Annotated in this window: 16 protein-coding genes and 1 pseudogene; 10 read left to right on the top strand and 7 right to left on the bottom strand. The window is 41.9% G+C overall.

Features of this window, described 5'->3' with window-relative positions; translation table 11 throughout:
• Positions 1-20: 20 nt before the first annotated feature.
• Positions 21-2231 (bottom strand): hypothetical protein, encoded by a 2211-nt coding sequence (locus DRB05_RS09660; RefSeq protein ID WP_128726762.1) that lies wholly within the window; start codon positions 2229-2231, stop codon positions 21-23.
• 127 nt (positions 2232-2358) lie between these two features.
• Between DRB05_RS09660 and DRB05_RS09665 the strand changes: the two are divergent.
• The 5 genes and pseudogenes from DRB05_RS09665 to DRB05_RS09685 all read left to right on the top strand — a co-directional run.
• Positions 2359-2630: pseudogene (locus tag DRB05_RS09665) on the top strand (endonuclease III); the annotation flags it as partial.
• Positions 2631-2916: 286 nt separating this feature from the next.
• Positions 2917-4821, top strand: a complete 1905-nt coding sequence (locus DRB05_RS09670; RefSeq protein WP_128726763.1) for an aminotransferase class V-fold PLP-dependent enzyme — start codon at positions 2917-2919, stop codon at positions 4819-4821.
• Between the two features lie 210 nt (positions 4822-5031).
• A complete protein-coding gene (locus DRB05_RS09675; RefSeq protein ID WP_010605979.1) occupies positions 5032-5622 on the top strand; it encodes a DUF2726 domain-containing protein in 591 nt (196 codons plus the stop codon).
• A 108-nt stretch (positions 5623-5730) separates the two neighbouring features.
• Positions 5731-6438, top strand: a complete 708-nt coding sequence (mtnN, locus tag DRB05_RS09680; RefSeq protein ID WP_017217969.1) for a 5'-methylthioadenosine/S-adenosylhomocysteine nucleosidase — start codon at positions 5731-5733, stop codon at positions 6436-6438.
• A complete protein-coding gene (locus DRB05_RS09685) occupies positions 6438-7394 on the top strand; it encodes a cobalamin biosynthesis protein (protein ID WP_128726764.1) in 957 nt (318 codons plus the stop codon). Before mtnN ends, DRB05_RS09685 begins: the two co-directional genes overlap by 1 nt.
• A 62-nt stretch (positions 7395-7456) precedes the next feature.
• Here DRB05_RS09685 and tyrS read toward each other — a convergent pair whose 3' ends face one another.
• On the bottom strand, positions 7457-8656 hold the full coding sequence (tyrS, locus tag DRB05_RS09690) for a tyrosine--tRNA ligase (RefSeq protein ID WP_017216498.1): 1200 nt from the start codon (positions 8654-8656) through the stop codon (positions 7457-7459).
• Between the two features lie 151 nt (positions 8657-8807).
• Between tyrS and DRB05_RS09695 the strand changes: the two genes are divergently transcribed.
• Positions 8808-10148, top strand: a complete 1341-nt coding sequence (locus tag DRB05_RS09695; RefSeq protein ID WP_128726765.1) for a peptidoglycan DD-metalloendopeptidase family protein — start codon at positions 8808-8810, stop codon at positions 10146-10148.
• 49 nt (positions 10149-10197) lie between these two features.
• Here the strand turns inward: DRB05_RS09695 and DRB05_RS09700 are convergent, their stop codons facing one another.
• Positions 10198-11511 (bottom strand): amidohydrolase, encoded by a 1314-nt coding sequence (locus DRB05_RS09700; protein WP_128726766.1) that lies wholly within the window; start codon positions 11509-11511, stop codon positions 10198-10200.
• A gap of 128 nt (positions 11512-11639) precedes the next feature.
• Between DRB05_RS09700 and DRB05_RS09705 the strand changes: the two genes are divergently transcribed.
• Entirely contained in the window at positions 11640-12851 is a 1212-nt protein-coding gene (locus tag DRB05_RS09705; RefSeq protein ID WP_128726767.1) for an HD-GYP domain-containing protein, read from the top strand.
• A 2-nt stretch (positions 12852-12853) separates the two neighbouring features.
• On the opposite strand, the gene DRB05_RS09710 is transcribed toward DRB05_RS09705, so the two are convergent.
• Together DRB05_RS09710 and DRB05_RS09715 are read right to left on the bottom strand one after the other, a co-directional pair.
• Positions 12854-13849, bottom strand: a complete 996-nt coding sequence (locus DRB05_RS09710) for a general secretion pathway protein GspB (protein ID WP_128726768.1) — start codon at positions 13847-13849, stop codon at positions 12854-12856.
• Between the two features lie 8 nt (positions 13850-13857).
• Positions 13858-14772 carry an AAA family ATPase gene (locus DRB05_RS09715; RefSeq protein WP_128726769.1) on the bottom strand — a complete coding sequence of 305 codons (915 nt, stop codon included), beginning with the start codon at positions 14770-14772 and terminating at the stop codon, positions 13858-13860.
• Positions 14773-14862: 90 nt separating this feature from the next.
• Here DRB05_RS09715 and DRB05_RS09720 point away from each other — a divergent pair, with 90 nt between their 5' ends.
• From DRB05_RS09720 to DRB05_RS09730, 3 genes are all read left to right on the top strand, one after another.
• Positions 14863-15963 carry a tRNA nucleotidyltransferase gene (locus DRB05_RS09720; protein WP_128726770.1) on the top strand — a complete coding sequence of 367 codons (1101 nt, stop codon included), beginning with the start codon at positions 14863-14865 and terminating at the stop codon, positions 15961-15963.
• 457 nt (positions 15964-16420) lie between these two features.
• Complete coding sequence (locus DRB05_RS09725) at positions 16421-19384, top strand: TonB-dependent receptor (RefSeq protein ID WP_128726771.1); 2964 nt, start codon at positions 16421-16423, stop codon at positions 19382-19384.
• A gap of 389 nt (positions 19385-19773) precedes the next feature.
• Entirely contained in the window at positions 19774-22455 is a 2682-nt protein-coding gene (locus DRB05_RS09730; protein ID WP_128726772.1) for an ATP-binding protein, read from the top strand.
• Here the strand turns inward: DRB05_RS09730 and rimI are convergent.
• The gene (gene rimI, locus DRB05_RS09735) at positions 22447-22893 is read right to left on the bottom strand and encodes a ribosomal protein S18-alanine N-acetyltransferase (protein ID WP_128726773.1); all 447 of its coding nucleotides are present in this window, start codon (positions 22891-22893) and stop codon (positions 22447-22449) included. The two genes, DRB05_RS09730 and rimI, sit on opposite strands and share 9 nt — an antisense overlap.
• A complete protein-coding gene (locus DRB05_RS09740) occupies positions 22883-23179 on the bottom strand; it encodes a hypothetical protein (RefSeq protein ID WP_128726774.1) in 297 nt (98 codons plus the stop codon). Before DRB05_RS09740 ends, rimI begins: the two co-directional genes overlap by 11 nt.
• Positions 23180-23182: the final 3 nt, after the last annotated feature.

The following is a 23182-nucleotide window of genomic DNA, read 5'->3' on the forward strand; positions in this document are numbered from 1 at the left end:
TTTAATTTTTTAAAAAATAATTAATCTACCGCTTCAATTGGCCGATTAATTTTTTCATGAAAGTGACTAAGAGACCTCCCTCCTGTTTGAACTAAAATAAACTCACCTAACTTTGTTTTTATAATATAACCGTTTCCTAAATTTATAACCTCTGAAACGCCCTCTATTTGATTAATACCATTTGAAAAGTAATCTGCATCTAACTCTCTTTCGCTATCACGTTCATAATAGGTAGTGAGCTTACCTTCTTTATCCGTAATTAGCATGAAATTGTCTACTAGGTTTATATCTTTAACAGAGGGTAATGTCTTTGGATTATTTTGTGTAATAAGTAAAGCCGAACCGTCCTCTTTAACAACTACGCCATTAGAATGATCAGAAGGAACACTATACGCTATGTTATCAAAAGAAAACTCTGGGAACTGTTCAGGTAAGTATTCGCTCCAATAGCTATCTAAATAATGAATATTACCTTCAACATCCAACAGAACATACATCCAACTAATTTTAAGTAAGTCTTTTACCTTAATCTCAGTGTTTAGACTCGAAACATGGTAGGTTAAACCAGAACCTCTGATTGAAAAGCTACCATCTTTTTTTATCGCAAGAATAGCTTTTGAACCTAACGGACTGATAATACGGGCTACATTTTGTAAATCTCCAAAACCTGTAGCATATTCTCCATTTTCTAGTGTAGATAAAAACGGCTCATTACTACATGTCCAAATTTCTACATTATCTTGTTCATCAAATATTGCGACAGCATCGTACCCACCACCGCCAGCATAGCTAACGGCTTGAATCTTACTTACACCCGTTTTTTCTACTCGCTTATAACTATGTTGGTGCGAGCCTTTTTTATCCCACCAAAATCCGTCGATAACAAGAAGTCCAGAGTTGTAAAGCACTGCTGAAGTATTTGCAGAGCTGCTACAGTCATAAAGTGAATGCAAAACTTGTTTTACATCGTTAAGCTCTGTTTGGGATAATTGGGCTTTACTGTATTCAAAATTACCTGAATCATCGAGAGTGTTATCCCAAGTAATAATTTTTCCATCACTTGTTAAAACGTGCTCACCGTAGAAATCTAGCCAGTAACTTTTCACGTTATTTATTTTTTCTTTTATATCTTCAAAGCTACTTTCTTTTTCATGAGAATAAAATTCTCTGCCGTCACCATATTTAAAAAACTTCCCTTTAGTATCTTGAGCTAAAACCGTCCCCCATACATGTTTTCCATAATAAGCATTAACGAAGTCACTCTTGCCATCTTCCGGCTGTATTCCATGGCTACTATCAAAAATCAGCTCGCCGTTAGACATCAAAACATACTTATCTGATAGGTATATATTTCCACTGATTGGAGTCGGCTTGATAAAGTCAAATGAAGTTGTTTCACTAACAATGTTATCAATACTAGTCACCTTTGCTTTTATAGTGATTGGCTTATCAAAGTTATTTAAGTCTGGTGTAAACGACGTTCCAGTTGCAACCAACTTCTCGCCTATAAACCATTGCATTGATATTGTTTCTGACAGGCAATTATCACAGGTAAAATCCGCTAGGGTTGTCGTGTTTGGCGTATGTTTCCCTGTAAGTTCTAGCGACTCGACTTTGGTTTTGCGTGAAATAATCTCAGCCTGATAGGAAATTTCATCACTCATCACCTGATCAATACTTGGTACTTGAACCGTGATCACAACCGTCTTATCCAAATGCTCAAAATCAGGAGTAAATGAACTAGATTGACTCACAACAACATTATCAACTTCCCAGCGATAAATAGCTTTATCTTTCAAACAATCAACACACTCTATTATTGCGCTGGTACTTTGGTCTCTGATCAGTTCAGAGTTTAAGCTAATTTTTTCTATTTTAGTTTTACGTGAAATAACCTCAGCCTGATAGGAGACTTCATCACTCATCACCTGATCAATACTTGGTACTTGAACCGTGATCACAACCACCTTATCCAAATGCTCAAAATCAGGAGTAAATGAACTAGATTGACTCACTACAACATTATCAATTTCCCAGCGATAAATGGCCTTATCTTTCAAACAATCAACACACTCTATTATTGCGCTGGTACTTTGGCCTCTGACCAGTTCAGAGTTTAAGCTAATTTTTTCTATTTTAGTTGTAAGTTTAGGTTCATCCGAAGACGAGCTACCTCCACAAGCTACTAAAAGGAATGTGGTGATTAATATAATATATTTGAAAAGTTTCATATCTAAGAGTCCATTACAGTAAGTAAATAGTGTGCAAATCCGGTTTATATCTTCAAAGCGGCTTAGTGTATATTTTTATTAAAAAATTGACAATATTCATACAGTTAAAGCAGGTGATTACGAACTTAGTTATCTACTTTCCTTATACTTCGGCAAGCCGACTATTACTGTAGACACCCATATATTCCGCGTCTCCAACCGCACCAAGTTTGCTATGGATAAAAATGTGGTGGCAGTCGAGCAAAAGCTGGAAAAGGTTGTACCAAAAGAGTTCAAGGTAGATGTCCACCACTGGCTTATTCTCCATGGCCGCTATGTGCACACCGCGCGTAAACACCAAAGTGTGGTAGCTGTATTATTGAAGACTTATGTGAGTTTAAAGAGAAGACTGATAGTTAATCTTTGTTTTAGCATAAGCACAACTTTTATTTATGGGGATTGTTGCTACTTTTTTGTTTCGTTGAATTATCTGGAAACACAGATCGCTGCGTAAAGCATCTCCTAGACGCGATACATAACCTCTGGTGGGATCCGCTTTACGCGGAGGGCTTTTACTAAATCGCGATGTAAAATCGCCCTACATCCGTTTTACAATTTCTGGAACATTTTCAAAGTATTGATTTCACAAATCACTGCGCTTTCTTTATGCTAATGAAAGTCTTTAAATTTTAATGCGAATATCATTATGCTACCTGTCCTTCGTATCTTGTTAATAGAGCAAGAGCCGGCCGTATTACAAGCGCTCTCGAGCAATCTATCAAAAACGATCCCTAATTTTGAGCGAGAGGATGTTCAAATCGATATTATTGAATGCCTCGAACTTTCAAAAGCCTTGGAGCATGTCACTGAAGATGGTGATATTCAAGCTGTCGTGCTGAGTTGGGATGTGCACAGCAAAAGTGGCGAGCAAACCTATAGTCGCTTTATCGAGCAATTAAAATGTATTCGTCTAGAATTACCGGTTTACGTTATTGGCGATGACACTAAAGGGCTTGAGATAGTCAACGAATCCGAGGAAATCGAATCTTTCTTCTTTAAAGATGAAGTTATCTCAGACCCTGAAGCCATTTTGGGATATATGATCAATGACTTTGATGACAGAGCCGAGACGCCATTTTGGACCGCGTATCGCAGTTATGTCGGCGAAGCGAACGACTCCTGGCATACTCCGGGTCACAGCGGCGGTTCGAGCTTTAGAAACTCTCCTTATATCAAAGATTTTTATCAATTCTATGGCCGTAATGTATTTGTCGGAGACTTGTCTGTATCGGTTGATTCGCTAGGTTCACTGTCAGACAGCACCAATACCATTGGCCGCGCTCAGGAATCTGCAGCGGCAACGTTTGAGGTTAAACGCACCTACTTTGTAACTAATGGATCGTCCACCTCGAATAAAATCATTTTGCAAACCCTACTTCGCAAAGGCGATAAGGTGATCATCGACCGCAACTGTCATAAGTCAGTGCACTACGGCATTTTGCAATCGGCCAGTTTCCCTATCTATTTATCGAGTATTTTAAATCCAAAATATGGCATATTCGCACCGCCCTCACTGGCTGATATCAAGCAAGCGATAGAACAAAATACCGATGCAAAACTACTGGTGCTCACAGGCTGTACCTATGATGGTTTGCTGAGCGACCTGAAACAAGTCGTAGAATTTGCCCATCAGCATGGCATCAAAGTCTTTATTGATGAAGCTTGGTTTGCTTACTCGCTATTTCACCCTAGCTTGCGCCATTATTCCGCCATTCATGCAGGTGCAGATTATGTCACTCATTCGGCGCATAAAGTCGTATCGGCATTTTCGCAGGCGTCTTATATCCATATTAACGACCCTGATTTTGATGCTGATTTTTTCCGTGAGATTTACAGTATCTACGCCAGCACCTCGCCCAAATACCAGCTTATTGCGTCTTTGGATGTGTGCCAAAAGCAGTTGGAGATGGAAGGCTATAAGTTACTCAATGCGCTGCTGAACCATGTTGCAGAGTTTAAACAGCAGATGTCCTCGCTCAAACATATTAAAGTGCTTGATAAGCAAGACTTTATGAACATATTCCCACATTTTAGTGGCGATAATATGGGGCATGATCCGCTTAAAATCCTCATCGATATTAGTGAACTACCGTACTCATTAAAGGATATTCATAAATTCCTGTTAGACGAAATTGGGCTGGAGATTGAGAAATACACCCACAGTACTATCTTAGTCTTACTAACCTTGGGTGGTACACGCTCAAAGATCATTCGCTTATACAATGCCTTAAAGAAACTTGATGGCGGCAAGATAAAACTATCGAAGTCAACGCGACGCTCGCGCTTGCCTGAGAATTTACCCGCAATTGACCTTGCTTGTATTCCTAGCGATGCCTTCTACGGTGAACGTGAATCTGTGCCTATTAGCAAGAGCAACAACCGTATTTGTGCAGGTTTAGTCACCCCGTATCCTCCGGGTATTCCGCTTTTGGTGCCGGGTCAACATATTACCCAAGAGCATATTGAATATCTCAAGGAACTGGCAGGGCAAGGATTGACCATTCAAGGTAGTTTTGATGGTGAGATCTACGTGCTGAAAGAAGACAAATAACGCGAGCTAATACCATTATCCAGTACTAGGCAGCCCTGCTGTAAGATATCGCTGCCTAGTATAAACAACTTAAAGCACTTTATTTTTCTCTCCATATCCCAAATACTTATTAACCGATTTAATGTTAACTACCCACTAATTCAAGCACTCTTTTGGCACAGCTATTGCTTATAAAATCACAGATGTCATTTTTTTGATTTGGAGTTTTGTATGGAATTTGCGTTGCTTGCTATTTTGGCTCTAGTGGTCGTTGCTTCCATTGTCGCTTCTAAGTACACCGATGTGGGTGGCAATCCTTATCCGTTTAATCGTAAAGAATCAGTTTTTACTACCGTTGAAGCATCGTTTCTACATTTATTAGAACGTGCTGTTGGCGATAGATATAAAATCGTAAGCCGCATTAAACTCATTGATGTGATTGAGTGCAAACCGGGGATCTCTCCAAAAGCACGTCGTGCCGCGGTAACTAAAGCTAAGAACAAACAGCTGGATTATGTCTTGGTAGATAAAGAGACACTGAAAATTGTTGCCGCTGTTGATTTAGTTAACAACGCCAATAAAAACGGCCATAAAGCACAAAAAGATTGGTTTGTCAGTGGCGCTCTGGAATCTGCGGGTATTCCACACATTCGCATGAAAATCAAAAGTGGCTACCAAAGTGCTGAGGTTCGTGCGGCAATCCTATTCAAGCTTGGCCAAAAAGTGGAGATGCCAAAGAAAACCAGAAATCGCACCTACAAACCTGCGGTACTGTCCCCTTCACAGGCAAAAGCACAGTCAACTCAGTTGGCAGAAATATAGCAAAACGGGCGTCAGCCCGTTTTTTGTTTTACCTATCAAAACCCCTTTCGTATAATAAAAGCAATTTTGACACTGGGGCTTTCCCCACCACAAATTAGGAATCTTTTGATGAAAGTAGGCATTATCGGCGCAATGGAGCAAGAAGTTACCATTTTGCGTAACACCATGGAAAACCCGCAAACATTGACCAAAGGTGGCTTTACTTTTTATACCGGCAAACTAGCTGGTCTTGACGTAACGCTTGTACAGTCTGGCATTGGTAAAGTGGCAGCAACAGTTGCGACAACTTTGCTTATCGACAACTTTGCGCCAGATTGCGTGATCAACACGGGTTCTGCTGGTGGTTTTGAGCCTTCACTAAACGTCGGCGATGTGGTTATTTCAAATGAAGTACGTCATCACGATGTTGATGTTACTGCATTTGGCTATGAAATTGGTCAAGTTCCACAAATGCCTGCTGCGTTCACTTCGCATGCAAAATTAGTTGAGGCAGCAGAGCAAAGCGTACATGAACTTGAAGGCATTCAAACTATGGTTGGCTTGATCTGTACGGGTGACTCATTTATGTGCGATCCGGTACGCATCGACAAGGCGCGTGCAGACTTCCCTACTATGTTAGCAGTAGAAATGGAAGGCGCAGCAATTGCGCAGGCTTGTCATTCTCTAAACACGCCATTTGTTGTGATCCGCTCGCTATCTGATATCGCCGGCAAAGAATCACCGCAATCATTCGAGGAGTATCTAGAAGTCGCTTCGGTTAACTCTTCTAAAATGGTGATGGCACTACTTAATAAGCTGGATAAGGTTACGCTTTAGTGCTCGACAGCTTGCTTCAGGCCCATGAGGGCCTGATCATTTTCTTACTGGCGATTTTTGCCAGCCTAGGGGTAAGGTTATCAACACTTTATCACCCTAATCTTATTCTTAGCCTTGTTTTTAAAGCCATTGCCGAAAGAGTTTATCGCCCCAAAGCGGCTTCTAGTTATCAACTATTATCAGGCACACTGGGATTCTTCCTCCCTATATTAACCATCACCGTATTAACTTATGCGATTATTAGCTTTGCTTTTTATCCTAATTGGCTCGGTGGGCTGGTGTTGTTTTTATGCTTAGATATTAGCCATGAAAGCCGTGCTAAGCGTATTTCCGCGCTGATAAAATCAAAGCAAAAAGTAACCGCAAGAGCGGTGTTGCAAGGAATGGTAGCAAGAGATGTCGAGAAGCTAACAGAGCTTGGTATTTGTAAAGCCGCCATAGATAGCACCGCATTAAATACCCTGCGCCATTTTTTTGTCATTGCTGTACTGTATCTAGCAGCAGGCCCCTATCTCGCGCTATTTTATAAGCTATTACTGCTATGCGACCATGCATGGCGGCAAGTAATGCCCCCCTCAACCCGTTTTATGGCAAGCCTTTCCCGCGTAATTTGGCTTATAGAGTTTATGCCTATTCGGTTGTTAATTACCTGCTTTTCGTTGCTACTTAGACCGAAGCAAACTTGGCACTACATTAAATACTACGGCCGTCACTTTAGCCAAACAAATACGGGATGGGCACTGAGCTTTTTTGCCGCAAATTTACATACGCAGCTCGCAGGGCCACGTTTTTATTTTGGCGAACGTTATGATGTGATGCGGGTGGGTGCAAAAGCGCAGCCCTCTGCTGAACATATTCAGCATTTGCTTGGACTACTCAATCAAATGCGCTGGCTATTTATTGCCACTTCCGCCTTACTACTCGTGATTATAAATTTTGCTAGCTTAATGTTGTAACAACCACAAAAAAGGCCAGTAAAGCACTGACCTCTTCGGCTATAACAAGTAGATTAGCTTGTTTAGTTTACTGTTACTTTCGCAAACTTACGCTTGCCTACTTGATAGATTTCGCAAGAACCTTTAGTAACTTCTAATTTGGTATCCGTTACTTTGTCTTCGCCGTTAAGTTTTACTGCGCCTTGCTTGATCATGCGCATCGCCTCTGAAGTACTTGCCACTAAGCCAGCTTCTTTGAGCAAATTAGTGATAAACGTGCTTTCACCCTCAATAGTTACAGTGACTTCAGGGATTTCATCAGGTAAAGCATTTTTTTGGAAACGCTTGATAAAGTCTTGATGTGCCGCTTCAGCGTCAGCTTCACTGTGGAATCGAGCAATCATTTCTTTTGCAAATTCAATTTTAATGTCACGAGGATTACGGCCGCCCGCCACTTCTTCTTTAAGTGCGGCGATATCATCCAGTGTTTTCGCACTTAGTAATTCGTAGTAACGCCACATTAAATCATCAGAAATCGACATCACTTTACCAAACATGTCGTTTGGCGCGTCAGTAATACCGATGTAGTTACCTAATGACTTAGACATTTTCTGTACGCCGTCGGTGCCTTCAAGTAGTGGCATCATCAGTACTGTTTGCGGCTTTTGCCCTTCGTCTTTTTGTAGCTCACGACCCATTAATAGGTTAAAGCGCTGATCGGTACCACCGAGCTCAACATCCGCCTCTAATGCAACCGAGTCCCAACCTTGAACCAGTGGGTATAAGAACTCGTGGATTGCGATTGCTTGGCCATTTGCATAACGCTTTTTAAAGTCGTCGCGCTCAAGCATACGTGCCACAGTTTGACGTGCAGCAAGCTTGATCATACCGGCTGTGCCTAGCTTTTCCATCCACTCTGAGTTGAATGCAACTGTGGTTTTGGCAGGATCAAGGATTTTGAAAACCTGTTCTTTGTATGTTTCTGCATTTGCCAGTACATCTTCACGAGTGAGTGGCTTACGAGTTACATTTTTGCCCGTTGGGTCGCCAATCATACCGGTGAAATCACCAATCAAGAAAATCACCTCATGACCTAAGTCTTGAAAGGTTTTCATTTTATTGATTAGCACCGTGTGTCCTAAATGCAAATCAGGCGCTGTTGGATCGAAACCCGCTTTAATACGTAGTTTTTTACCTGACTTCAGCTTTTCTTTTAATTCATCCTGCAACAGAATTTCTTCTGCACCACGGCTAATCTCTGCAAATGCAGTTTCTAAATCCACAATTCTCACTCCAACAGCTATAACTTGTAATCGCTCGATTCTAGCCTATATTTATCCGAGTTTAAATGCACAAAACGCTGGTATTACGGGTTTATTACGTATATCCTGCAATATTATCTACAATAATTCTTGACAGCAGAAAAGGCGCATTATGGTTCATGTGGTTCATAAGCTCCCCAAAAAGCACAAAGTGCTCATCATCGGCTTCCTATCTGCGATGGTCGGAATTGCCCTGATCCCCTCTGAAAAAGCAACGGCTTCAAAAGACAATGACGGAAAAGCTTTAGAAGTTGGGAAACGTTATGAGTTGCCAGTAAAAATATCAGAAAAAACAGAGCAACTTACTGAATTAGATGCAGCGCCAGCCATCACGCCTGAGTCTGCCCCTAAACAACCTGTATTTGAATTTAAAGACCACAAAGTTAAGTCTGGTGACAGTCTAGCCGTGATTTTTAAACGCGCAGGTTATTCTGCCAAAACGTTACACAATCTGGTCAATACCAACGCAGAAACCCGCAAGCTGACTAAAATCCACCCGGGAGAAGTGCTTAGCTTTGCTAGCAATGATGGTGGTGAATTAGCTCAATTAAAATACATCTTGTCAAAAACGGACACCTTATTGGTGACCTTAAACGACGAGGGTAGCTACGAAACTAAAATCGAAAGTAAAGAAATCGAAACTCGCGAAAAATCAGCAGGTGGCGAGATCAGCTCCAGCTTCTGGAGCGCAGGTATTTCAGCCGGTCTTAGCGAACGTCAAATAATGAACTTTGCCGATATTTTTGGTTGGGATGTCGACTTTGCAAACGATATTCGTAAGGGCGACTCTTTCGCATTAGTGTTTGAAAAGCACTATGTAGACGGTGAAGAAATCGGTAATGGCAAAATTATTGCAGCCGAATTTATCAACCAAGGCGAGCGCTACAGTGCGGTTCGTCATACTGATGATGAGTTCTATACCCCTGAAGGCCGCAGCATGAAAAAAGCCTTCTTAAGAGCACCGGTTAACTTCAAATATATCAGCTCCAGCTTTAATCCGCGTCGCCTTCACCCTGTGACTGGTCGGGTGTCGTCTCACAATGGTATAGACTATGCGGCACGCGTAGGCACACCGGTGGTTTCCTCAGGTAACGGTAAAGTACTTAAGTCTGGCTACAATAGGCTCAATGGTAACTATGTATTTATTCAGCACGGTAGCAAGTATGTGACCAAGTACTTACACTTGAATAAACGTGCCGTGAAAACAGGTCAAAAAGTGAAGCAAGGACAAAAAATTGGTACCGTCGGTGCAACCGGCCGTGTAACGGGTCCTCATCTTCATTATGAGTTTTTAGTAAACGGTGTACACCGTAACCCTAAAACGGTAAAACTGCCGAAGTCTGAACCATTACCTCAGTCTGAGCTCGCTAAGTTCAAACCCATTGCGGATGCAATGCTGGTAAAACTAGAGCGTAATAGAGAGTTAATGCTTGCAGCAGCAAACAAAGACTAAAAACTAAAAAAGGTAGCCGCGGCTACCTTTTTACTATGCTAGCTAAAGTTTATTTTTGATTAAATAAAGCAAGTGCACTATTGGTCATTGCTCTTACTCCTGTCGCGATGGCGATAGGATAATCCGGCGCAAATTTACTAGAGTGTAATGAAGGTAAAGGCTCACCGCTTTTTTGTGCCGCATCGAATACCGCTTGATTAACCCCCCCTAGCCAAAAAATGGTAATTGGAACATTGTCATCAGTACGGCCATATAAGCCAAAATCTTCACCAGCCATCACCGGCTGAGATTGTTCAACATTTTCTGCACCAATTTCCTGCTTAATGGCGCTAGTTACAAATTCAGCCAACTCAGGGTTATTATACGTAGATGGAATGCTTTCGCTTTCATGAACAATAACCTCAGGTACAAGACTGTCTTCCAACCCTGCACTTTTTGCTATACCTGCTGTCAGGCGTTTGATAGCCGCAATTTGTTGCTCACGCACATCTGGATTATAAGAGCGTAGAGTCAGTTGTAGCTTGACTTCATTTGAAATGATGTTGTGCTTAGAGCCACCGTGAATAGAGCCTACCGTGATCACTGACGGTTCTAACGGAGAGATCTCTCGTGATGTAATGGTCTGCAGCCCCAAAACAATCCGCGATGCCAGTACTACAGGGTCGATGGTAGTATGTGGGTAGGCTCCATGTCCTCCTTTACCCTTAACGATAATGTCAACTGAGTCAACATTAGCCAATGCATAGCCTGGTGCAATCGCCACTTTACCGGCAGGAACGGCCGCGCTTACATGCAAACCAAGCACATGATCAGGTTTAGCAAACTGAGTATACAATCCTTCCTTTAACATCGCTTTTGCGCCGCCTCCCACTTCTTCAGCGGGCTGAGCAACGAGCATCAATGTACCTTGCCACTTTTCCTTATTAGTCATTAGCTGTTTTGCTGTACCGACTAGGCTGGTCATATGAATATCATGACCACAACCGTGCATCACACCGACTTCATTCCCCGCATCATCTTTCACTTTTACTTTTGACGCGTATGGCTTTCCTGTTTCTTCAATAATTGGCAAACCATCAGTGTCGGCTCGGATCATCACAGTTGGACCATCACCATTTTTCAGCATGCCAACAACACCAAAACCACCCACATTTTCAGTCACGTCATAACCTAGCCTGCGCATTTCATCCGCCAAACGCCCTGCTGTTTTTTCTTCTTTATAAGAGAGCTCAGGGTTTTGATGTAAATGTAGGTACAAAGATTCAAGTTCAGGCATAGACTCTGCAACTTGTTGTTTCAAATTAGCAGTTGCATGCCAAGATAAAGTGGCAATGAGACCTAATGCCAAGGGAGATAAGCGCATAAGTGAGACTCCTTTTTGTTTCTTTCAGGATGCGGGTTTATTGGGGGAAAATCAATCATATTTACGCTTTAGTTCTTTCTATTTGACCAAGCTTTGCTACGCTTAAAGACACAACCAAAGGAACCACCATGCCAGAGATTAATATTAATATCAGTGAGTTAGAGCCAGGTATGTTTGTTGTCGGTGTGACCAAACAGACAGGCTCAGTTGCGATTAAAACCAAGGGCTGGGTGAGAACGAAAGCAAGCATTACAAAGCTACAAAAGAGTGGTGTTTTAGAGGTAACGGTCGACCCCAGCAAACGCCTTTCAGAGCACGATCCTCATGACGAACCACCTCATGATGACCATATAGAAGAGCCACATAAACCAGACCATGACCCTTGGCAAACCAAGTGTAGTGTCGACGCAGAAATGCAACACGCAGTGACACTTTACGACGAAGCAAAAGCAATTCAAAGCAAAGCGTTTGCAGATATTAAAGCGGGTAAAGCGATAGAAGTAGAGGCTTTTAAAGCGACAGCAAGTGGCTTTATTGACTCCGTATTTCGCAATCAAGATGCGCTTTCCTGCATTGCTCGGATCAGGGAAAAAGACGCCTATTTATTGGAGCATTCTATTAATGTTTCTATCTTAATGGCTATTTTCTGTAAGCACCTTGGTTACTCAAGAGAATTAACCGAAGAGATGACCACAGGAGCACTTCTTCATGACATTGGTAAGATAGAAATTCCCGACAATATTTTACATAAGCCTGGAAAGTTGAGCTTAGATGAATACGGCATTATGAAATCACACGCAAAATATAGCTTTGATATTGTGCTCAATGCAGGTCTAGGACGAGTTGCATGCGAAATTGCGGGCTATCACCACGAGCGCCTAGATGGCACCGGGTATCCTTATGGCAAAACCGCGGACGAACTACCACAGCATGTCAGAATGGCCGCTATTGTGGATGTTTATGATGCATTGACCGCCGAGCGCGTCTATAAAGAGGGCATGACACCAATTAAAGCTTTTAAGTTAATGCGTGAAGGCTGCCCTCACCATTTTGACGAACAACTACTAAGCCGGTTTATTGCTTGCATTGGCGTATACCCTGTGGGCACCTTAGTAAAACTCACTAGTGGTAAGGTCGGTGTTATTGCCCAAAGTAACCCCAAAACGCCTTTAAAGCCTGTCGTGAAAGTATTTTATCACGCTAAGCACATGCATTACATTGAAGTTCAAGATATCGATTTAAGCGCGAAAAAAGTAAGCGATGAGCTAGAGTCAGCGATCAAGCCTGAAGAATTCAAGCTTGATCTTATCCGGTTTTTTAAACACTCAATGCTGCCTTGATATTAAGGCAGCCAGTCCTCCATTGCCTCGAGACTGAATTCAATGCCGTCGAAATCAAAACGTGTTTGCTCCGGTGTAATTTCTACAACGGTTAAAGCCCCTAAACTATCTCCCTCGTATAAAGGTCTATTGTTGATTTTTATCCACCTTTCATGAGAGTCAGTAGCATAAATATGCGCTTGATACCGCAAGCTTGGAATACTATTTTGCAATTGAGCAGGCAACAGCGCGATGGGTGTAGCAGAAGCCGAATCTTTGGTGGTAGATAACACTTCAGGTTCTTCATGCGGTGCGGTTTCCTTCACCGCCTCGGCAAACGCTTTTTTCAGCTCCTCCGATACCCCGGCAAGTTCATCATCTTGCTGTTTTGGTTTAGCACCAAATACGCGATAGCCGGCATACTCACCTGCCGTTTGAATTTCTCCAGGGGATGAATCTTGAATAACTTGAGTTGTTTGCACTGTATTTTGAGTCGGATGTGGCACGACTGAAGCCGCCTTAACAGATCCCACAGGGACTAATTGTTGTTGATATAAAGGTTTACCTTGATTATCAACGCCAATTTGCACAGATACCCACTGAAAGTGCTGCTCAGGCTCAGCTGCTTTTGTTTCTGGATTTGAGTTAAGATTGATATTGCTGTTTTGCGCCTGGTCAATAGTAGGTGTACTTACCTCTTGACTGGCAATATGGGCATTTTGCGCTTGCTGGTTTTCCGCAACCGGTTGCTCCGGTGTAAGTGTAGCTGAAAGCGCTATCTTACTTTCACTTGTAGGCTCAACTTCTGAAGTCAGTTGTAACTGTGCTTTTTCTGAAGTAGTGATCTTACCTATATAGTAACCAGCACCAAGTGATACTAAAGATAAAATACCTGCACCAGCATAGATGACGAGCTTCTTATAAAAAATGAGCTGGGCGTCTTGGCGTTGACTCAAATAGTCCTGTTCAGCATCTGAGCCTTGTTGCGACTGTTTCATTGCACTTGTTAAATACGACATGTTTCCCTCTACACCAATTTTGCCAAGCCAAAGCCTGCAACAAATAACACACCAAGCCAAGCTGTAAAAAATAGTGGCACTCGACTCTTTTCTTGTCTTGCTACTGGTACTAAATTAGTGGGTAGCGCCTCCTTTGCAGCTTGAACAGCAATTGCCTTTGTTACCTGAGTTTGTGAGGCCGAGTACGCTCCCAATAAACACCTGTCGGCCAGCAAATTTATTAATCTTGGGATCCCTGCTGTCACTTGATGTACATAGGCTACCGCATCATGGTGAAACAAAGCTTGCTGACAACCGGCTTTTTGCAATCGGTGCTGTATATAAGCAAACACTTGTGATTCGCTAAGTGGTAACAAGTGGTAACGCGCAGTGATCCTTTGTGCCAATTGACGCAGCTCGTTACGCTGTAACAAATGCTGTAGCTCAGGCTGACCTACTAATACTATCTGGAGCAATTTTTTATGATCTGTTTCCAAGTTTGTCAGCAGTCTTAGCTGCTCTAACACTTCTGGTGCTAAATGCTGAGCTTCATCAATGATCAGCATAGTATGCCCACCGCTGTGGTGGTTCTCTAATAACCTATGCTTTATGACATCAGTGAGTGATTTTAACGTCGCATTACTGTTGTCATAATTGATCCCCAACTCGTCACAAATCGTCGCAAGCAATTCAAGCTCCGATAGCGATGGATTAAGAATAAATGCGACTTGTGTCGATTCTGGCAATTGAGCCAACATACTCCGTGTGACTGTTGTTTTACCCGTACCCACTTCACCAGTTAGTAGTACAAAACCACCCGCGTCACCCAACCCATAGGTTAAATGTGCAAGTGCTTCCTTGTGACGTTCGCTAAGGAATAAAAATTCAGGATTTGGCGCAATCGAGAAGGGTTTTTCAGTTAAACCAAAATAGCGTAAATACACGACTTGTCTCTTTATTGTTATGATGCGCTCTATAATGGCAAAATCCGGTTCAAGATAAAACCTCGAATCGCAGAAAATGGAAAATAGCAAATGAAAATCTATCTCGTCGGCGGTGCAGTTAGAGACGAACTGCTAGGACGACCAATAAAAGAAAGAGATTATGTGGTGGTTGGCAGCACACCTGAGCAAATGAGCGAGCTTGGCTATCAGCAAGTCGGCAGCGACTTTCCCGTATTCTTACATCCTATCACCAAAGACGAACATGCTCTTGCTCGAACAGAGCGTAAAAGCGGTCAAGGATATACCGGATTTATTTGTGACTTCGGCCCTGAGATCACACTGGAAGAAGATTTACTTCGCCGAGATCTTACCGTTAATGCAATAGCTAAAGATGATGATGGTTCACTAATCGATCCTTATGGCGGTCAAAAAGATTTAGAAAGCAGAATATTACGCCATGTGAGCAAAGCGTTTAGTGAAGATCCACTTCGAGTGCTGCGAGTAGCTCGGTTTGCTGCTCGTTATCAAGATTATAATTTCACAATAGCTACAGAAACTTGGCAGCTGATGAGAACTATGGTTGCTCATGGCGAGTTACAAACCCTAACAAGAGAACGTATTTGGTTAGAAATAGAGAAAACAATACAAGATAACGGTCTGGGGCACTTTCTAGATACTATTTCAACGCTAGGTGCGCTTAAGTTGGTTGCTCCTTATATTCTAGCGTGGGATAAAACGGTATACAGGAAATTCCAAAACGCGCTCTCGAAACTTGAAGGAAACAATGAATTTGATGTTTTCGCCCAGTTTAGCCTTGCTGTTTTTTACTCAGGTGCCACCTTGTCATCTCTAGATGAAGCAAAACAATTTAAGGTTCCTAATCTTTATATTGAATGTAGTAAGGAATTACTTTCAAATATAACCTTGTTACACAAAGACAATAAAGCAGCAGAAGATTGGCTCAATATTTTACAAAATATTGATGCATGGCGCAGACCACACAAGCTAGCGCGATTTTGTTATATTTGTAGCAAGGTAAGTGATAAATTAAGCGTGCTTTGTGACAAACTTAATCAGAACTTTTTAGCAACTAGCAACATTGATGTACAAGAGATAATAGCCGAAGGATACCAAGGCCAAACAATCCAAGAACAATTAAAGTTGCGTCGCTTAAAAGCTATACGAGTTTAGTCCGAACGAGTTAAAAGGTAGGCTACTCTTTAGCCTATCTCAAAAAGTTCCCCACAAAATAAAGCCAAAAATGCTAAATGAGCACTTTTTACACACCACAAATTACACTCAAGTTACAAACCTGGCTACAAATCGGTTCAAATTTAGTACCAAAACTTGTACCAACCCAATCAAAGATAAAATAATTGTTTCTAAATTACTAACAAGCATTGTAAGCACTTACTCACCGTAAAAAATACATTACACAGCAACAAATAATAAGCAATTGATTTTAAAATAAAAAATCAAATTAAACACACTAAAATCACAGATTAAACGTTCTATACACACCTTCAACATCATCACAAAATCCATATTTAACAATTGTTTATGGTAAAAACTCAGCACCTATATTGCGAAACGCCTGTTTTGAGAATGAACAGGGCTATCGCTATAAACAAAGTAAATAAGGGTCAAAATGTTGAAGAAGTTAAATCTAGTTACTGCCAGCATCCAAATGGCGCTAATCGCCGGAGCGGTAAGTAGTTCGGTAGCTGTTGCTAATGAACAGACGGAAACCAAATCAGTTGAACGTATTCAAGTTACTGGTTCTCGTATCAAGCGCTTTAACCTAACGTCTCCTACTCCTGTTACCGTAATCGGTGGCGTAGAGCTTGAAAACCAAGGTATTACAAACGTAAACGACCTTTTAGCTGAAATGCCTCAAGCAACAGTTGGTTTATCTCCAGAAAACACAACTAGCTTTATTTATGCTTCAGGCTTGAATACTACTGACCTACGTGGTTTAGGTTCTGAGCGTACATTAGTACTAGTGAACGGTCGTCGCTTTGTGCCGGGTTCCGTTGGTGATACAGCCGTAGATTTAAACAACATCCCTACTAGCATTATTGAGCGCGTTGAAATTGCAACTGGTGGTGCAGCGGCGGTATATGGTGCCGACGCTGTTGCTGGTGTTGTAAACATCATCACTAAAAAGTCTTTCGATGGCATAGAAGTTGATATTTCGACTGTAAAGCCTGAGCAAAAAGGCGGTGAAGACCACACATTCTCAATTACCGGTGGCCAAGAACTAGATAAGCTATCGTTCATTGCATCGTTGAACTACACAAAGAACGAAAGTTACGCAAAATTAGACCGCGATTTCTACAGAAATTCAATGCGCTCTATTGCTAACCCTGCTGATACAGGAAGTAAAGATGGTATTCCAGGTAATATCGCGCTAAACGGTCAAACAGCCCTTGCTCGCTACTCTGAAAAAGGTGACTTCTTTGCTATCGCTCCTGGTGCAGATAAGACCCGCGATGTGTATTTAAACAACCACTTTGCCTTCCAAGAAGATGGCTCGTTGCAGCCATTTAACTATGGTCTAGGTTTAATCCCTGATCCAAACCCTAAAATTTCAGAGCTTGCTGCAGGTCGCTACTTCCATGACGAATATAACATGGGTGACGGTGTATTCACGCAAGGCGCAAAAAGCTATTTCAGAACCCCGCTAGAGCGTGTTATTGCTTCTACCTACGGTACATACGAGATCAATGATGATCACGCATTAACCTTCGACGCTACTTGGTCAAAAACAGAGTCAACAACTCAAAGTGGCCCTGCGTTCTTCGCTTATAAAATTCACCGCGATAATGCGTTCGTCAGTGACGAAATGGGCAAAATCATGGATGATGTTACCTACACAGATAAAGACGGTAACTTGGTGGAGGGTATTGATAGCGTTACATTATATCAAGCAAACTCAAACCTTTGGGGTGACCGTAATTACGAGCAGGAGCGCGAAGTATTCCGTTCATCTATTGGTCTTGAAGGCATCATTAATGATGACTGGGGTTACAGCACTTACTTCCAGTTTGGCCGCGTAGAGCAAGATACTACATGGACAGGCGAAGTGCTTGAGCAAAACCTACTAAACGCGGTTGATGCAACAGTGATCAATGGTCAAACGGTATGTGCTAAGCGTAACAGCGAAGGTGACATCATTGGTCAAATCGATGGCTGTGTACCGTTTAATCCGATGGGGGCGACTTCGGCAACCGCAGAGCAAATGGGTTATATTTCAACCGTTGCCACTCGTTTTGCAAGACATGACCAAGCTGTTTTTGCAGCAACCGTTGACGGTGTACTATTCGAACTACCAGCAGGATATGTAAGCGCAGCATTCACAGCTGAACATCGCCGTGAAGTGGCTGAAAAGACACCATCTGAGAACATGGCAAAAGGCCTGATCTTCGGTAACTCAAGTTTGCCTATGCATGGTGAAATTGAAGTCGATGAACTGTCGATGGAGCTTTCTGTTCCAATTCTTGTTGACGAGTTCCTTGCGTTAGATTTGACCTTCGAAGGTGCTTATCGTTACATGGATTACTCTGTAACAGGCGAAGATGATGCATGGAAACTTGCACTAAACTGGGGCGTAACAGAAGAACTAAGATTACGTGTAAACCGCTCAAAATCTGTTAGAGCACCAAGTTTAGGCGATCTGTTTGCACCTGCATCAACTCAGTTCAGTTCTGGCCGTGCTGATATTTGTCGTGCAGACAGTATCAAAAAGCTAAGCGATAGCTACGAGTATAAGAAAAATATCATTAAAAACTGTCAAGCAGATGGTTTACCTGAAGGTTGGATGCCATCTTCAGAGTGGCTGGCCGGTGGCAGCCTAGAAGGTTCAATCGTTGGTAATACAGAGCTTGAAAACGAAGTTTCTAACGACTTAACAGTTGGTCTTATCTATACTCCTGAATTTATTGAAGGCCTTGACTTTACAGTAGACTACTGGTCATTTGAAATAGATGGAGCAATTCAATATTTTGATCGTGAAAATACTGTAGAAAACTGCTACGAAAGCGAGTCACTTGACAACCTGTTTTGCAAAAACGTAATACGTGGTGAAAACGGTGATATCGAACACTTCTATCAGCGCCCAATTAACTCAGCACAAATCGTTAAAAAAGGTTACGACTTTGAGTCAGCATACCGATTCGACGCGATGAATGGTGAAATGGCGCTGAAATTAGCTACAACATACATTGCAAAAGATACTCAAAACTCAACTGGCTTAGCCAACGACCTGCGTAGTTTCACAGGACTTACTGACGACTCTCCACGTTGGAAAGGTCGTTTCACTGCAGTATATTCGCAAGATGAGTCAGTTTACGCGCTAACCGTGAACTATCGTCATAGCACTGTTGATGACAAAGGTTGGACAATTGAAGCCAACAACTTTAACGAAGTGCCTTCTTATACCACGGTAGACTTTATGTATAAGTCTTATGTGCTAGAAGACCTACAACTTCGTTTAGGCGTTAGCAACCTATTTGATAAAGAGCCACCTCGTACGCCTGAGACGTTTGACTCTGGCGAATTTTATGACGTAAATGGACGCAGATTCTCTTTGGGTCTGAAGTATAACTTCTAAGCCTATTTAGCATAATGTTCCTAAAGCCTCCAGCCGGAGGCTTTTATTTTTACCCCTTTTATCGTATTTTCAGCGCAATTGAGCAAACTTGAGTATTCACTTCTTCGTGCTTATGATTTAATACCAGTTGCATTAAGTAAATGAGCTATTTGAAGTAGGGAAATAGCTTTAGTAGCACCGCTCTCGCGTCTTGCTACCGCTAAGAAACCTAAATCTATATAAGAAAAGCCTAAAACTTTACTGTTTGGCTATTCTAAATGAAGGGTTTTGCAATGCGAATCGAAGGTATTTCACCTTTCTAATTGGTTTGAGAATTAATTCAATTTTGATAATAATCTGGCCTATGTTTTTGTAACCTGAATTTCGTGTAGCAAGGTAGCTAGTCATCCATGAAAACAAGTAAGTTAAGTATTCGACTCCTATGGTATATCACACCACTTGTGATACTTCCCTTGCTGTTTCTTGGCGGATTCACACTTACTAATGTAACAAGTTCAACACAAAAACAAGCAAAGCTTATTGTCAGCCGCTTTGTAGAGCAACAACAGCAAAAGATGTTCAATTACATTGAAATCTATCAATCTACAACTAAGCTACTTTCTACCTCTCCTGTACTCAGTGACTTTCTCAATTCAGCTAATCTTGAAAGGCTAGAAAAGACCAGGCGCTTGGGTGCGTTAATGGATGTATTTGCGAGCTATAGTGAAGCCTACCCAGATATTATTAGTATCAACCTGTTATCCCCCAAAGGTGGCAGCTCAGCCTTTTACTCCAGTAATTTAGGAGAAGCGCCAAACTTATACCCTTTTGCGAATCAAATAATGCAGAGTAACCTCCGACAACATCAGTTTATGGTTGCATCCAGCTCAGGGACACAACTCTATTTTGTCCAGCAGGTTTATAGCGTTGACTACGAGCTAAAACAACCCAAACAGCAAGGTTACATTGTCGTTCAGGTTTCTCCCTCTTTACTTAGCACCAGCATTCTCGAAGCGCCCTATGACAACACACTCAACCTCTTGATGAGCATTGATGGTGAGGTACTCTTTAGTTCAGATAACAACCTTATTGGCCACTTTTTAAGTGCCAGCGAAGTTGAAGCTATTAGCGCGATTGCTGAATTAGGACAGTTAGATGCAATGAAGATAAGTAGCATAGATAATATAGAAAGAATGACCTATAGCGCGCAACTGAGTGGCGGGTACTTTTACATTTCTACTATTCCAAAATCTCTACTTTATCAGGCTGGCAAAACAATCAGTTTAATCACCGCGTTAATCGTTATTTTGTCTATTGTTACCTTGCCAATTTTAATCTTTATTGTTGTACGTAATCTTCTTCTTAATCCTATTGAATTACTTGGTGAAGCCAGCCAACGAGTCGGTGATGGCGACTTAATGGTCGCGCTGCCAGAACACAATACTGACGAAGTTGGGATATTGTTTAAAGATTTTAACCATATGATAGGGCAAATTCGTAACTTCCAAAGGGAACTTGAAGATTATAAAGAACACTTAGAAGAAAAAGTGGAAGATAGAACCAAAGAGCTTGAGAAGACCAATAGAAAACTTGAAGTGGCTATCGTTGAAGCCGAGCAGGCTAACCAACTTAAGAGTCGATTTTTAGCCAATATGAGTCATGAAATCCGTACCCCTCTCACCGCAATTATGGGCTTTACCGAACAACTGATACAGCATCCAGACTCAATAACTGCGAACCAGCATCTAGACACCATTTTAAGGAACTCTAAACATCTTCTAGAGCTAATTAATAACATCTTAGACCTCTCGAAAATTGAAGCTGAAAAACTAGATGTTGAAGAGTCAGAAGTCATACTTATGCCGCTCATCAATGATGTTGAATCCATCATTGAGCCAATGACCAATGAGAAGCTACTTAACTTTTCCACCGAGTTTGTCCTACCGTTACCTAACAAACTCTACACAGATATTACCCGTTTAAAGCAAATATTGCTTAATATCGCGACAAATGCGGTGAAGTTTACCGAGTACGGTGGCGTTCACCTCAAAGTAGAATTTAAGCCAGAATCGGAGATGTTTATCTTTAGTATTAAAGATACAGGTATTGGCATGTCACAAAGTGAGCTACAACGTGCTTTTAAACCTTTTGAGCAGGCAGATACAACCACGACTCGACGTTTCGGGGGCACGGGGCTTGGCCTTTGTATTTCTAAAAACTTAGCTCAGTTGCTTGGTGGTGATGTTCATGTTCAAAGCCAACCGGGTGCTGGTAGCTTATTTTCGATTGAAGTTTCAGGTAACTTCCGTGACCGCACATTTACTTGGCTTAATGCGCTGGAACGAAGAAAGCAGCCTGAAGAAGATAAAACAGCGGTCGCTGCAGTGAAAGAGTTCGATGCCAAAGTATTAGTCGCTGAGGATAACCCTGACAACCAAGAGCTTATTACGCTGCTACTGTCTAACTGGGGCATAGTTCCTGATATTGCTAATAACGGTGCTGAAGCCGTTGAAATGGCGCTGGTTGAAGACTATCAGCTGATCCTAATGGATATGCAGATGCCCGTCATGGGTGGCGAAGAAGCAACACAAATGCTTAGACATTCTGCGTATGATGGACCAATCATCGCACTTACCGCAAACGTGATGAAACATGATATAGACAACCATATTAAATCCGGATGTGATGCAACACTCGGCAAGCCTATAGATAAAGAGCTATTGGGCAAATTACTACTTCAGTATCTTGAAATTCAAAATAATAAATCATCTTCTTGGGATGTTTTGCTACAAACCGAAAAGTTCTTGCAGATTAGCCGAAATTACGTTGAAAAGTTGCCATCTCAGCTTGATGAATTACAAAAGCTCTATGAAGCACAAGAGTGGGAATCTTTAAGATCGCTGGCACATAGCATCAAAGGCAGCGCAGGTTGCTTTGGCTTTATGAGTATTCATGAAGCCGCAGGAGAACTAGAAACAAGTTTGCAAAAAACACAAAACAGTAACCGCCATTACTATTTGCTGAAGCTCACTGAGGCTATGCGCTATACACTATCAATAGACCAGCCAACAGATAATAGTCACTTAGGCTAATGGTAAAGCCATGAGCATGGCGTCTTCACGACCACTCGCGCTCGGGTAGTAGTTTTTTCTCAAGCCCATTTCGACAAAGCCATAGCGATGATATAACGCGATTGCTGCAGTGTTTGACGCTCTTACTTCAAGGAAGATATTTTCTGCCTGCAAGGTCTCCGCTTGCGCTAATAAATCTTCCATTAATGGCTTCGCGTAGCCCTTCCCTTGGTAGTTAGGACGAATACAAATATCCATCAAGGTTAAGTCTGGGCCCGCACGCTCTGCAACGTAGAAGCCCACCAGCGTATTACCATCGACAATAGCCGTGTTAAAGTAACGACCGTGAAGGCAAGACTGCATGGTTTTTTCACTCCAAGGAAAAGCATGACAGGCTTGTTCTACTTGCATAATCTCATTAAGTGGAAACTGCAGTAAACCACCTTGCTTAACTTGCATCTTGCTGACTCCAGATTAATTGCCACAACTCACGCTTTTGAGTTGTACTTAGTTGTGCACACGGCAAACTTAACTGATTATTCTCAAGTGCAATCGTGTTGCCCATGACAACCTCAATTTTTCTACCCATTGCCAATTCAAAGTCCTGCAACAAAACAGCTGGTAAAACGACCTGCTGAAGCTCATTCACACCAGTAGCAACAACAGCGTTAGGGTCAAGATGTGCAAATGTAGAATTTAGCTTTAGCGGTACAATATCGAGAATATTTGCGTAAATCGGATTCATAGC

This window comes from Pseudoalteromonas sp. A757, from assembly GCF_004103285.1.
Classification (GTDB): Bacteria; Pseudomonadota; Gammaproteobacteria; order Enterobacterales; family Alteromonadaceae; genus Pseudoalteromonas; species Pseudoalteromonas galatheae.

Coding starts and splice junctions, on each gene's coding strand:
- DRB05_RS09675 (WP_010605979.1), top strand. CDS start 5,032: ATGGAATTTGCGTTGCTTGCTATTTTGGCTCTAGTGGTCGTTGCTTCC.
- DRB05_RS09710 (WP_128726768.1), bottom strand. CDS start 13,849: ATGTCGTATTTAACAAGTGCAATGAAACAGTCGCAACAAGGCTCAGAT.
- DRB05_RS09660 (WP_128726762.1), bottom strand. CDS start 2,231: ATGAAACTTTTCAAATATATTATATTAATCACCACATTCCTTTTAGTA.
- DRB05_RS09700 (WP_128726766.1), bottom strand. CDS start 11,511: ATGCGCTTATCTCCCTTGGCATTAGGTCTCATTGCCACTTTATCTTGG.
- DRB05_RS09740 (WP_128726774.1), bottom strand. CDS start 23,179: ATGAATCCGATTTACGCAAATATTCTCGATATTGTACCGCTAAAGCTA.
- DRB05_RS09730 (WP_128726772.1), top strand. CDS start 19,774: ATGAAAACAAGTAAGTTAAGTATTCGACTCCTATGGTATATCACACCA.
- DRB05_RS09670 (WP_128726763.1), top strand. CDS start 2,917: ATGCTACCTGTCCTTCGTATCTTGTTAATAGAGCAAGAGCCGGCCGTA.
- DRB05_RS09705 (WP_128726767.1), top strand. CDS start 11,640: ATGCCAGAGATTAATATTAATATCAGTGAGTTAGAGCCAGGTATGTTT.
- mtnN (WP_017217969.1), top strand. CDS start 5,731: ATGAAAGTAGGCATTATCGGCGCAATGGAGCAAGAAGTTACCATTTTG.
- DRB05_RS09720 (WP_128726770.1), top strand. CDS start 14,863: ATGAAAATCTATCTCGTCGGCGGTGCAGTTAGAGACGAACTGCTAGGA.
- DRB05_RS09725 (WP_128726771.1), top strand. CDS start 16,421: ATGTTGAAGAAGTTAAATCTAGTTACTGCCAGCATCCAAATGGCGCTA.
- rimI (WP_128726773.1), bottom strand. CDS start 22,893: ATGCAAGTTAAGCAAGGTGGTTTACTGCAGTTTCCACTTAATGAGATT.
- DRB05_RS09695 (WP_128726765.1), top strand. CDS start 8,808: ATGGTTCATGTGGTTCATAAGCTCCCCAAAAAGCACAAAGTGCTCATC.